General features: G+C 51.3%; 9 protein-coding genes. 1 reads left to right on the plus strand and 8 read right to left on the minus strand.

Going from position 1 to position 12,822, the window contains the following annotated elements; translation table 11 throughout:
* Positions 1–6: 6 nt before the first annotated feature.
* From gmk to L5656_RS00215, 6 genes are all read right to left on the minus strand, one after another.
* Positions 7–612: a guanylate kinase gene (gmk, locus tag L5656_RS00190; RefSeq protein WP_297197249.1), complete on the minus strand. Its 606-nt coding sequence runs from the start codon at positions 610–612 to the stop codon at positions 7–9.
* On the minus strand, positions 613–882 hold the full coding sequence (gene remA / locus L5656_RS00195) for an extracellular matrix/biofilm regulator RemA (protein WP_297197252.1): 270 nt from the start codon (positions 880–882) through the stop codon (positions 613–615).
* 18 nt (positions 883–900) lie between these two features.
* Positions 901–1,782: a YicC/YloC family endoribonuclease gene (locus tag L5656_RS00200; RefSeq protein ID WP_297197256.1), complete on the minus strand. Its 882-nt coding sequence runs from the start codon at positions 1,780–1,782 to the stop codon at positions 901–903.
* Positions 1,782–2,957 carry an LL-diaminopimelate aminotransferase gene (locus L5656_RS00205; protein ID WP_297197259.1) on the minus strand — a complete coding sequence of 392 codons (1,176 nt, stop codon included), beginning with the start codon at positions 2,955–2,957 and terminating at the stop codon, positions 1,782–1,784. Before L5656_RS00205 ends, L5656_RS00200 begins: the two co-directional genes overlap by 1 nt.
* 236 nt (positions 2,958–3,193) lie before the next feature.
* Positions 3,194–4,033: a diaminopimelate epimerase gene (gene dapF / locus L5656_RS00210; RefSeq protein ID WP_366017777.1), complete on the minus strand. Its 840-nt coding sequence runs from the start codon at positions 4,031–4,033 to the stop codon at positions 3,194–3,196.
* Between the two features lie 68 nt (positions 4,034–4,101).
* Entirely contained in the window at positions 4,102–6,852 is a 2,751-nt protein-coding gene (locus L5656_RS00215; protein WP_297197266.1) for a calcium-translocating P-type ATPase, SERCA-type, read from the minus strand.
* Between the two features lie 243 nt (positions 6,853–7,095).
* Here L5656_RS00215 and L5656_RS00220 point away from each other — a divergent pair, with 243 nt between their 5' ends.
* The gene (locus L5656_RS00220) at positions 7,096–8,904 is read left to right on the plus strand and encodes an Rqc2 family fibronectin-binding protein (protein WP_297197269.1); all 1,809 of its coding nucleotides are present in this window, start codon (positions 7,096–7,098) and stop codon (positions 8,902–8,904) included.
* Here the strand turns inward: L5656_RS00220 and pyrF are convergent.
* Both pyrF and carB read right to left on the minus strand, forming a co-directional pair.
* Positions 8,817–9,545 (minus strand): orotidine-5'-phosphate decarboxylase, encoded by a 729-nt coding sequence (gene pyrF / locus L5656_RS00225; protein ID WP_297197272.1) that lies wholly within the window; start codon positions 9,543–9,545, stop codon positions 8,817–8,819. The two genes, L5656_RS00220 and pyrF, sit on opposite strands and share 88 nt — an antisense overlap.
* A 2-nt stretch (positions 9,546–9,547) precedes the next feature.
* Complete coding sequence (carB, locus tag L5656_RS00230; protein ID WP_297197275.1) at positions 9,548–12,772, minus strand: carbamoyl-phosphate synthase large subunit; 3,225 nt, start codon at positions 12,770–12,772, stop codon at positions 9,548–9,550.
* Positions 12,773–12,822 lie beyond the last annotated feature (50 nt).

Below are 12,822 nucleotides of genomic sequence, written 5' to 3' on the forward strand. Positions count from 1 at the left end.
CCCTCCTTAGCTCCAAAAGAGCTCATACCAATCGGTATTTTTTAGCCGCCTGGTGCGGCATTTCTCAGCTATGATTATAGCTTCAATCTTAGCCACCGCATCTTCCACCCGGTCATTTACCACCACGTAATCATAAAGATCGAGCTGGTCCATCTCTTTTTTAACCCAGGCGAGGCGGTCACTGATGGCTGCCGGGCTCTCCGTACCCCGCCCTTTAATTCTTCTCTCTAGTTCAGCGTAGGAAGGGGGGATAACAAATATAAAGACGCCCTCGGGATAACACCTCTTTACCTGGGCCGCCCCTTGGGTGTCTATTTCCAGAATGATATCTTGACCCCGGGCCAGGGCTTCTTCAACCGGCTTGCGCGGGGTACCATATAGCTCCCCGTATACTTCTGCCCATTCCAAGAACGCCCCTTCTTTTACCATCTTTAGGAACTTTTCCCGGTCAACAAAAAAATAACTCTCTCCGTCTTCTTCTCCCGGCCGCGGAGGGCGGGTGGTGGCCGAGATGGAATAACCTATTTGAGGTATTTTTGCTCGTAAGGCACGGCAAATAGTACCTTTCCCGGCCCCCGAGGGACCTGATATTACTAAAAGTAGGCCTCTCATTTATTCGGCCGTCTCCTCGTTGGAGGCTGTTTCCCGAGAAGAAAGGCGGTGGGCCACCGTTTCCGGCTGTACTGCGGAAAGTATAACGTGGTCGCTGTCCGTGATAATAACCGCGCGGGTACGCCGGCCGTAAGTAGCATCAATGAGCATACCCCGGTCCCGTGCCTCCTGGATTATCCTCTTGATAGGGGCAGACTCCGGGCTTACTATGGCTACAATACGCCGTGCAGAAACGATATTACCGAAACCTATATTTATAAGTTTGTCCATATAGCCTCCTCCTAGAAGTTATTCCACATTCTGGACTTGTTCCCGTATCTTCTCCAGCTCTGTTTTAAAGGCTATAACCCAGCGGCTTATCTCTAGGTCGCTAGCCTTGGCTCCTAAAGTGTTAATCTCCCGGAACATCTCTTGCAGTATAAACTCCGCTCGGCGCCCCACGGGTCCTCTTTCTTTAAGGTTTTGATCCAACTCCTCCAGATGGCTCCGAAGCCTCGTTATCTCTTCCTGGATATCGCACCTTTCGGCCAAAAAAGCCACTTCGGCCTCCAGGCGCCCGGGATCCAAATATACTCCTTCGCCCGCAAGCCCGGCTATCCGCTCCCGTAGCCGCAAAGCATATTCCTGCGGCACCAAAGGGGCCCGCTGGCAAATAGCCTCTACATACCTCTTCAGGGTCTGCACCCTCTCTTCCAGGTCTTGCTGTAACCGTGCCCCCTCGGAAAGGCGCATGGACATTAACTTCTCCAAAGCCTTCTCTAAAGCTTCTCGGACTACGGGCCACAAGGCTTCTTCCGACCACTGGGGTTCGTTTATAACCAAAACGTCCGGCAGAGACAAAATCTGGTAAGCGGTAATATCCTCCGGAATCGCCAAAATTTGTGCCAATTCCTTCAGAGCACTATAATAAGCTATTGCACGGCCTTTGTCAACGGATATGGGCTGATTTTCGGGATTTTCTTCGCTAATACTTATAAATACGTCTACACGCCCCCTAGCAAGGCGATTTTTGATTTCTTTCCGGACCCGCTCCTCCAGGGCTAGATACGGCCGGGGAAGTTTTACTACTATGTCTAGGAAGCGGCTATTGAGGGTTCTGATCTCGACCTTTACTATTTTACCTTCTCCTTTGGCCTCACCCTGGCCGAATCCGGTCATGCTGCAAAGCATCAGCTAAATTTCACCCTTCCCAAAGCGCGCCTTATCCTTTCAAGTGCCTCTTTAATGCGTTCCTCACTAATAGTTAAGGCTATACGGAAATATCCTTCTCCATAATGCCCGTAGCCGTTACCCGGTGTTACAATAACCCCCGCCTTATCCAGTAACGTTTCTGCGAAACTTTCGGATGTGTAACCGGGAGGCACCGGAGCCCAGACATAAAAGGTCCCCAAGGGCTTGGTTAGACGCCACCCCAAGGAGTTAAGTCCCTCTACCACCAAATCCCGGCGGGACCGGTAAACCCGGCGCGCTTCTTCCAGGCTATCCTGAGGCCCCGTAAGGGCTGCTATACCGGCATACTGTATGGCCTGGAACACACCTGAATCCAGGTTGGATTTAAGGCGGCCCAAGGCTTCTATCACATCAGCCCTTCCGCATGCCCATCCCAGGCGCCACCCTGTCATATTGTAGGGCTTGGATAAAGAATTAAACTCGATACCCACCTCTTTAGCTCCCGGGGTAGCTAGGAAAGACGGTGCACGGTACCCATCAAAGGTTATCTCGCAATAGGCTGCATCGTGGCAGACTATTATATCATAAGTCTTGGCGAATTCCACCACTTCCTGGAAAAACTTGGACTGTACTACGGCACCTGTGGGGTTGTTAGGATAGTTGAGGAACATGAGCTTGGCACGTTTAGCTACATCTGTAGGTATAGAGGTAAGGTCCGGAAGATAACCGTTCTCTTCTTTAAGGGGCATAATGTAGGGTTCTCCCCCAGAAAGTAGAGTGCCCAAACCATATACCGGGTAACCGGGATCTGGAACCAAATTTATGTCTCCAGGATTGACATAACAAAAAGATATATGTGCGATACCTTCTTTAGAACCTATCAGGGTAACTACTTCTCTATGCGGATCGAGGTCCACTCCGTAACGCTCACGGTACCAGTTGGCAACGGCCTTTCTAAATGAAAGCAGGCCTACAGAAGTAGGATAGCGGTGGTTTTCAGGATTCCGGGCCTGCTCGGCTAATTTATCGATGACATGGCTGGGGGTAGGCAAATCCGGATCTCCTATACCTAAACTTATGATATCTACTCCCCTTTCCCGGGCTTCTTCGATCTTTTTTTCAATACGGGCGAAAAGATAAGGGGGTATTTTTTGAAGACGTTGTGATAGCTCCATGGTAATAAGCCTACCTCCTTACTTATGTATGCTCATTTTACTAAAGAAACAAAGTAAGAATAAAGACTGTCCTTGGGCTCGACCGGGAGGCCGGGCTCTAAAAGGAAGTGGCCAATTCGTAATATAAAGAGACCATAGCCTAAAGTTAACGACGACCGGAAATAACGTAAAGGGGAAGCTCTAGTAGATAGCTGCAGTCAAAACATACTTATACCAACGCGAGAGTGTTATAAACACTAGGTTTCTAAGTAGTATATACCTTCAAAGACCCGTACTGCCGGTCCGCTCATGAAGACGTGATTGTTGGCTGCCCACTCGATCTTAAGGTCCCCGGCTGTAAGATGTACAACAACCTCCCGCGCGGTACGGCCAGTTAAAGCCGAGGCCACCGCAGCCGCACAAGCCCCGGTCCCGCAGGCAAGTGTCTCTCCCGCTCCTCGCTCCCATACCCTCATTTTTATTTCGGCCGGGCTTTGGACTTCGATAAATTCCACGTTCGTCCTCTGCGGAAATAGCGGATGATGCTCCAACCTGGGTCCCACTTCGCTCACCGGAGCCTCCTCTACCCGTGGTACAAAGATTACGCAATGGGGGTTGCCCATGGAAAGACACGTACCTTTCCATATTTCCCCTTCTACCTCTAGAGGAATTTCTACGGCCGTATCCCCCTCTCCCAGCATAGGGATCTCCCGGCGCAAAAACTTAGGTTCACCCATATCCACGCGAACCTGACTTACCTTACCCCCGTCCAAAATTAGTTCAGGTACAACGACACCGGCCAGCGTTTCCACCCGGATAACCGTACCCCTAACCAGTCCTTCCTCATAGGCCAGGCGAGCCAAGCAACGGATCCCGTTACCGCACATCTCCGCTTCGCTGCCATCCGGGTTAAACATGCGCATCTTTATGTCTGCCACATCCGAAGGCAAAAGAAAAATAAGGCCATCAGACCCTATTCCAAACCGGCGATCGCAGATGCGCCGGGCAAGTTGCCCCATATCCCCTTCTATTTTCTCCCGGAAACCGTTGACCAGCACGAAATCATTGCCCAACCCGTGCATTTTGGTAAAACGCAAGGTGTGCATTTCCTTTCCCCCGTGTGGCTCCGTAGTTTAGCCATCTCGAGGGTTATTTTAACACGATTTCAGCCTAATGCGCTAGGTTTTTCTAACAAGATACGCCAAATCGGTCTTATGAGGTAATAACCTATACCGGCCAGGTACGTCCGCCACCCGGAAGCCAGAAGAACTAATAACCATTGAAAGGGATTGAGGGGAACTGTATCAAAGACCGCTTGAAGTAGCGGTACATAAAGTACTAAAAGCTGCATGGCCAAAGAGCAGGCTACGGCCAGTACTAGGTATCTATTGCTGAAATACCCCACAGCAAAGGGAGATTGGGTTTCTGAACGGCACTCGAAGACGGCAAACAGCTGGGCCATAACTAAAGAGGTGAAGGCCATGGTCCTGGCCGTAGGTAGGTCCCCTTCCCCCAAAAAAAGGCCTAAAAGGAACACCCCCAAGGTTACCAAACCTATCTCCATCCCTAAGCTTAAGATACGCCAACCCAGACCACGAGCAAATATGCTTTCTCCCGGCGGGTAAGGCGGGCGGGACATAAGCCCAGGTTCGGGTGGATCTAGACTTAAAGCCAGGGCTGGTAGCCCGTCCGTCACCAAGTTCATCCATAGTATCTGAATGGGAAGCAAGGGTAAAGGTAAGCCTGCTAACGCGGCTACAAACATAGTTAAAACCTCTCCCACATTACAAGACAAAAGGTAACGGATGAACTTCCGGATGTTGGTATAGATGGCCCTCCCTTCTTCCACAGCAGCAACTATGGTCGCAAAGTTATCGTCTGCCAATATCATGGCCGCCGACTCTTTGGCTACGTCGGTGCCCGTTCTACCCATAGCTATCCCTATGTCAGCTTCCTTAATGGCAGGTGCATCGTTTACTCCATCACCGGTCATGGCCACTACGTGGCTATTAGCCTTGAGTGCTCGGACAATGCGCAGTTTGTGCACCGGTGAAACGCGAGCGTACACGGAAACGTCTTTGACGGCCCGGATCAGTTCTTGATCGCTTAAAGAATCCAGCTGGGAACCTGTCAAGATCTGATCGTCTCCTGCAGGAAGCCCCAGCTCCTGCGCCACGGCCTGGGCTGTAAGCCGGTGGTCTCCGGTGATCATCACTACTTTAATCCCAGCGCGTTGGCAGATCCGAACTGCTTCTTGGGCCTCCGGCCGGGGAGGATCGATCATACCGGCCAAACCCAGGAAGGTGAGATCTCGCTCTACCTCTTCGGCGCTACTCACCCCTGAAGGCAGTTCCCGGAAGGCCAGGGCCAGAACTCGGAAAGCTCGGCGGGCCATATCTTCATTTTGCCGTTCTATAGCCTGTGCCCGTTCCGCTGTAAGTGGAACCTTTTTGCCCTTATGGTAAACAGAATTGCACAGGCCCAAAACAACGTCCGGAGCCCCCTTAACGTACGCCCAGCGCCTGCCATTTCTCTGGTAAACGACGCTCATCCTTTTGCGTTCGGGTTCAAAGGGAAACTCCTGAAGGCGCTGGGCAGCACGCTCTAGATGCTCCCGCCAAATTCCGGCCTTGGCGGCCGCCACCAGCAAGGCGCCTTCTGTCGGGTCCCCGTTAATTGACCATACAGGACTGCCCTTTCTACCCCGTAACCATCCTTTGATCGTTAACCCGTTTCTTTTTAACGTGGCGTTATTGCACAAAGCTGCGGCCGTAAGAAGCGCTTTTAGGGCTTCGTCCACCTCTGCCTTGCGGCCTTCAACATAAAAAGCTCCTTGGGGAATATATCCTGTTCCCGTCACCTGATATACCTTATTATCTACCCAAAGCTCTCTGACGGTCATTTGATTCTGTGTAAGAGTGCCGGTCTTGTCCGAACAGATGACGGTTGCGCATCCTAAGGCCTCCACTGCTGCAAGCTTGCGGATAATAGCTTGGCGCTTAGCCATCCTCTGTACCCCTAAGGCCAGACAAACCGTAACTATAGCGGGTAGCCCTTCCGGGATGGCCGCCACCGCCAGGCTTACTCCTGCAAGGAACATGTTGTATAGATTTTCACCCCGCGCAGCACCGGCCACCACCATAAGCCCGCATATGAAAAGGCAGATGCCTACCAGCCATTTCCCCAGTCCGGCTAAGCGCTTCTTAAGGGGCGTATCTTCATCCTCTACCTCTAGGAGCATACCGGCAATCTTTCCTATTTCTGTGTCCATCCCCGTTGCTACAACTAAGGCTTTCCCCCTTCCCCGGGTAACCAGGGTGCCTTGAAACAGCATATTTTTACGGTCGCCAAGGGGGACTTCTCCTTTTAAGGCCCCGGGTTCCTTGACCACGGGAAGGGATTCTCCTGTGAGAGCCGCTTCCTCGACTTCTAATGCACTAGACCATAAAAGCAGCGCATCAGCAGCCACGCGGTCGCCTGCCTCCACCAAGAGTATGTCGCCCGGTACTACTTCCCGGGCCGGGACCCTTTGCGGTTCTCCATCTCTAATTACCCTGGCAAAGGGAGCCGACATTTCTTTAAGAACCTTCATGGAACGCTCGGCACGGTACTCCTGGATAAACCCGAGAAAGCCGTTTATAATTACAATGGCTACAATGGTGATGGCGTCGGCTACTTCGCCCAAGAAAGCTGAAATAGCCGTAGCGGCCAAAAGTACCCATACCATAAAATCGTTAAACTGCTGAAGAAAGATCTGAAAAGGGGAAACCTGCCCCTGCTCGTTAAGAAGATTAAACCCTTTTTCTTGTAACCTACGGCGGGCCTCCTGACTGGTCAAACCCCGTTCTGCGTCGCTTTTTAGCTCCTTTAAGGCCTGCCCTCCATCCATCTGATACCACTTAACGGACAAATGCATACCCCATCGCCCCCACCTTAAATTTGTATGCCTGTCCCCACGGCAAAAGAACACCTGCGGTCCAAAAAAGGTCAAGACACCTTGAAGGCGCCGTTTCGAACAAAACCGCTTTCCTACCGGTACCGGTAGGCTTGGTGATACTCGCAAAATCGACTTTAAGTGATATACTGGTTTCTAGGCAAAAGGATTTGAAGACCCAGATCGTTCGGGGAAGAAGAACAATCTTAAGAAAGGAGAAAAAGCATGGCCTTCGACGGGCTTTTTTTAAGCGCTATTAGAGAGGAACTGTTGGGTTGGGTAGGTAGCAAAGTAGACCGTATTTATCAGCCTGATAAGGATACGGTTCTTCTTCATCTCCGGAAAGCCCGGGAAATAAGGAAACTTCTTATATCTATCCATGCCGAGTACTGCCGTATCCACTTTACGGAGGCCGATTTCCTTAATCCGCCTGAACCCCCGCTTTTTTGCATGGTCTTGCGTAAACACCTCTCCGGTGCGGTACTGGCGCAAGTAGAACAGCCTGGACTTGAACGAGTCTTAAAATTTGTCTTTCAGGCTAAAGATGAGTTAGGCCGGCCTTTGGAACGCTACCTGGTGTCTGAGATCATGGGCAAGCATTCTAACTTATTGCTTCTCGATCCTTCCGGGCCTACCATAATAGATGCCTTGAGACGATATACTCACGCGGTAAGCCGCTATCGTGAAGTATTACCCGGTAGGGAATACGTCCCTCCGCCGTATCAAGGGAAACAGGACCCCCGGGAGTTGGGAGAAGATTTGGCACAGCTGATCTGGCGGGAACCCTTAGACAAACCTCTTAAAGAAGTGCTGGTAGAACGCCTGGAGGGAATAGGTCCTCTCACAGCCCGGGAAATAATCTACCGGGCCGGTCTACCGGAAGATGTTAAACCGCAAGATTGCGGCGAATACGAATTGGTCCGCCTGCACCAAGCCTTGGAGGAAGTGCTGGCTTTAAACCGCCCCCCTTCCTGGGAACCGACAGTAGTAAGGGATCCCTTCAAGGGAGCCCTGGCCTTTGCGGCCTTCGACCTTAAACAGTTTACCGGCTTTGAGCGTGAGCGCTTTACCTCCCCCTCCCAGGCCTGCGAAGCTTTCTATAAGGAGAAACAAATTCGCCACCTATTTATATCTGAAAAACGGTCCCTCACTAGCCTGGTGGAGCGGGAGCTAAAGCGCTGCCTAAAAAAAGAGGCCATCCAAGCCGAAGCCGTAGCTTCTGCGGAGGAAGCCTCCCGTTACAGGCTTTACGGAGAACTTATCATGGCTAATATTTACCGTCTCAAGAAAGGAGACCGCCAGCTTACAACCGAAAACTTTTATGAAGCGGGATCGCCCGAAATAGTCATCGAATTAGACCCTGCCCTTACGCCGACTGAAAATGCAGCACGATATTTTCAACGCTACCAGAAGGCCAAAAATGCTGCTCAAAAGGCCTCCGAGCAGCTAAAAGAAACCCGGGAAGAAATTGCTTATCTTAATTCCGTAATGCAGGCTTTAGAGATGGCCGAGGCCTTAGAGGATCTAAAAGAGATCCGGGAAGAGCTGGTCCGGTCGGGCTATTTAGAACCTGCTCAACAAAACAAAAAAGCAGTACAAGCTCCTTCCAAGAAGGCTTTCGAGCCTTTAAAAGTTATTTCTAGTGATGGCTTCACCATACTCATCGGGAAGAACAACCGTCAAAACGATCTTTTAAGTTTAAAAGTGGCCGACGACGAAGACATCTGGCTCCATGCCAAAGACGTACCGGGCTCCCACGTGATTATTCGTACCCAAGGAAGGCCTGTCCCTCCGCGCACCTTAGAGGAAGCGGCCGGGCTGGCTGCGTACTTCAGCCGCTCCCGCCAGGCTGGCCGCGTGTCGGTAGACTATACTTTGGCCAAACATGTTCGTAAACCCCCTGGAGCCCGTCCGGGCATGGTGCTCTACGATAACTACCGTACCATCTATATAGAGCCCATCTCCCCCAATATGTTGGCTACCACAGCTACAGGGTCCGGAGCAGAAAGTACCGGCCGTCCCACTACCAAGTAAGTAGCCCCCCTGCGTAAAGCTTCGGCCGGAGTTAAAACCCGGCGCTGGTCATCAAGAAGGGTTCCGGTTGGCCGGACCCCGGGGGTAACTATGATAAAATCGGGGCCGCAAGCCCGGCGGATGGTCTCCACTTCCTGCGGAGAAGCCACAACTCCGTCAAGACCGCACTTCTGGGCAAGCAGCGCCCAGTGGACGACCTGCTCTTCTAGAGGCCGCTCAATCCCCACATCTTCCCTTAAGCTGGTACTGTCCAGGCTGGTGAGGACGGTTACAGCAATAAGTAAGGGAGGTTTCCGCCCCTGAAGGGCCGCCTCCTTTTCTGCCGCCTCCCGGGCCCTAAGGAGCATCTCCCTCCCACCTCCCGCGTGGACGTTAAGCATATCGACCCCGTGCCGTACCAGGCTCCGCACAGCCCCCGCTACGGTATTCGGGATATCGTGTAATTTTAGATCGGCGAAAACCCGGCCACCTAGCTCTTTTACAAGTTTTACGGCGGCGGGGCCTACGGCAGAATAAAGTTCAAGACCTATCTTAAACATACCCACGAAAGGCAAAAGTTTATTTACAAGCTCTTCGGCTTTGGCTAATTCGGGAACATCCAGGGCTATTATCAACCTTTCCTTTAATTTTTCTTTGGACAAAGTTACTCCCCCCGCTCTTCCAAATATTCCTGGAGCGACTTGATGGTAAACACCGAACCTTTGCGCCAGGATTTTACCACTTCCAATAATGCTTTGGCCGTGTCCAGGGAAGTGAGGCAAGGTATGCCCAGCTCTGCAGCCGCTCGCCGGATTTTAAACCCGTCCCTCTCTGGTATCCTTCCACGTGTCAGGGTATTTATAATAAAATCCACCTTCCCTTCCCGTATATAATCTAGAATGTGCGGGGAACCCTCCCGTAGTTTGGCGACACGCTCGACAAACAGTCCTGCCGCCGCCAGGGCGCCGGCCGTACCGGCGGTAGCCATAATTTTAAAACCTAGCTCTGCAAAACCCTTAAGAAGGGGAACGGCTTCGGCCTTATCTTTATCCGCTATTGTAGCCAGCAGCGTACCCTGCACAGGTATATTACAACCTGCCGCTACTAAGCCTTTATATAGAGCCCGCTCGAAGTCCACATCTATACCCAGCACTTCCCCGGTAGATTTCATCTCCGGGCCCAGGAAAGTATCTACCTGTAGCAATTTCCCAAAGGAAAATACGGGCACCTTTACAGCCGCATATTTAGTAGGTGGCAACAATCCTCCCGCATAACCCTGGTCTTTTAGACTCCGGCCGAGCATGATATTGGTTGCCAGAGATACCATGGGTACACCAGTTATCTTGCTTATATAGGGAACTGTACGGCTAGACCTCGGGTTTACCTCCAGTACATACACTTCGCCTTCGTAGATCACAAACTGGATATTGAGCATTCCTTTGACCTTAAGGGCCCTGGCCAAGCGAAAAGTATAATCAACAATTTTATCCTTGATCTCCTTACTTAAGGAGCGGGCCGGGTATAGAGCTATACTATCCCCGGAGTGTACCCCTGCGCGCTCCACGTGTTCCATGATACCCGGTATGAGTACTTCTTCTCCGTCGCTCACAGCATCCACTTCTACTTCCTTACCGGGCAGATATTTATCCACTAGAATAGGGTGCTCGGGTGTAACTTTTACCGCCGTGGTAGCGTACTCCAGGAGTTCTCCTTCATTATGCACTATTTCCATAGCCCTTCCGCCCAATACGTAAGAAGGACGTACCAGCACCGGGAAGCCCAGTTCTTTGGATGTGCGCATTACCTGCTCTACCGAGCTTGCCGCTCCACCGCGGGGTCGGGGGATACCCAGCTCCTCTAAAAGGTTGTCGAATTTCTCCCGGTCTTCCGCACGGTCGATATCTTCCACTGCGGTACCTAAAACCCGGAAACCGGCTTCTTCCACAAACCGGGCTAAGTTTATAGCCGTCTGGCCTCCGAACTGAACAATCACTCCTTGAGGTTCTTCCCTTTCCAGTACGTTAATTACGTCCTCAGGTGTGAGGGGCTCGAAATAAAGGCGGTCAGAAGTATCGAAGTCAGTGCTCACTGTCTCCGGATTGTTGTTAATGATGATAGCCTGTATCCCTGCCTTCCGCAGGGCCCACACCGAATGCACGCAACAGTAATCGAACTCTATACCTTGACCAATACGTATGGGTCCACCACCCAGGACTACTACTTTGGACCCCGGCAGGATCTTACCCTCATCTTCCCGGTCATAAGTCGAGTAGAAATAGGGTGTAACAGCTTCGAATTCTGCTGCACAGGTATCGACCATTTTATATACCGGTTTAAGGTTGTAAAGCTTCCTCTGCTGCCTTATTTCCCCTTCCTTAAGCCCTGTCAAGCGGGCGATCTGGGAGTCGCTAAAGCCCATTTCCTTGGCCTGGCGTAAAAGATCCGCCGTAAGGCCTCCTGCGCCCGCCCGCCTGAGGTTCTGCTCCATTTCCACTATATTGCGTATCTTCACCAGGAAAAAGGGATCTATACCCGTAAGCTCGTTTAATTCCTTAATATCATAACCTCTTCTTAAAGCCTCAGCCACAGCAAAAAGCCTTTCATCATCGGCTTCCTTAAGCTTTTGCTTTAAGGAGCTATCCGTCAATCTAGCAAGGCTTTCTACATACAAGCCGTCGAGCTTAAGCTCTAAAGAACGTACGGCTTTGAGCAGTGCTCCCTCAAAAGTGCGGTCAATAGCCATAACTTCCCCTGTAGCCTTCATTTGAGTCCCCAGGGTCCTGTCAGCCAAAGAAAACTTATCGAAGGGGAAGCGAGGTATTTTTATTACACAGTAATCAAGTGCCGGTTCGAAACAGGCTTTAGTGCTTCTCGTCACAGCATTAGGTATCTCATCAAGGGTTAGACCCAAAGCTATTTTGGCCGCCACACGCGCTATGGGGTATCCGGTGGCTTTAGAAGCTAAGGCGCTCGAACGGCTTACACGGGGATTAACTTCTATAACATAATACCGCCAGCTCTGGGGATCCAGAGCGAACTGGATGTTGCACCCTCCCTTAATATCTAAAGCCCTAATGATCTTTAGTGCTGCGGCACGGAGCATGTGATATTCCTTATCGGAAAGGGTTTGGGACGGGGCTACGACTATGCTATCTCCTGTATGGATCCCCATGGGATCGATGTTTTCCATATTACAAATGGTAATGCAGTTATCGGCGCCATCCCGCATAACCTCGTATTCAATTTCCTTCCAGCCAATAACGCATTGCTCTACAAGAACCTGGTTTATGAGGCTAAGTTTAAGTCCCTTTAATACAATCGCCTTCAATTCTTCTTCGTTACGGGCTACACCGCCCCCGGTGCCCCCCAGCGTGTAGGCAGGCCTCACTATCACCGGGTACCCGTTCTGCCGGGCGAAATCTAGGGCTTCCTCAATTCGAGTAACGATGCAGCTTGCAGGAACAGGCTCACCTATAGATACCATCAAAGACTTAAACTGCTCCCGGTCCTCTGCCTTCTGTATCGCGCTTAAAGGCGTACCCAAAAGCTCTATTCCCAACTCTTCCAAAACGCCGGCCTCTGCAAGTTTAAACGCCAGGTTAAGGCCTACTTGGCCTCCTAAAGTAGGGAGGAGCCCATCGGGGCGCTCACGGCGCAATATGGGCACGACGAAATCTAGGGTTAGGGGTTCAAGGTATACCCGGTCCGCCATCTCGGTATCCGTCATTATGGTAGCGGGATTAGAATTAACGAGTACAACTTCCAGGCCTTCTTCCTTCAAGGCCCGGCAAGCTTGGGTGCCCGCATAATCGAATTCAGCAGCTTGGCCTATAACTATAGGACCCGATCCTATAACCATGACTTTTTTAAGATCCTTGCGCAGGGGCATCCCTTCCTTCACCTCCCCAAAATATATGAGCTGTCTCGAACTTTTCGGCA

It is taken from the genome of Thermanaeromonas sp. (assembly GCF_021890735.1).
In the GTDB taxonomy this organism is placed as follows: Bacteria; Bacillota; DSM-521; order Neomoorellales; family Neomoorellaceae; genus Thermanaeromonas.

Coding starts and splice junctions, on each gene's coding strand:
- L5656_RS00200 (WP_297197256.1), bottom strand. CDS start 1,782: ATGCTTTGCAGCATGACCGGATTCGGCCAGGGTGAGGCCAAAGGAGAA.
- remA (WP_297197252.1), bottom strand. CDS start 882: ATGGACAAACTTATAAATATAGGTTTCGGTAATATCGTTTCTGCACGG.
- L5656_RS00215 (WP_297197266.1), bottom strand. CDS start 6,852: ATGCATTTGTCCGTTAAGTGGTATCAGATGGATGGAGGGCAGGCCTTA.
- L5656_RS00220 (WP_297197269.1), top strand. CDS start 7,096: ATGGCCTTCGACGGGCTTTTTTTAAGCGCTATTAGAGAGGAACTGTTG.
- gmk (WP_297197249.1), bottom strand. CDS start 612: ATGAGAGGCCTACTTTTAGTAATATCAGGTCCCTCGGGGGCCGGGAAA.
- L5656_RS00205 (WP_297197259.1), bottom strand. CDS start 2,957: ATGGAGCTATCACAACGTCTTCAAAAAATACCCCCTTATCTTTTCGCC.
- carB (WP_297197275.1), bottom strand. CDS start 12,772: ATGCCCCTGCGCAAGGATCTTAAAAAAGTCATGGTTATAGGATCGGGT.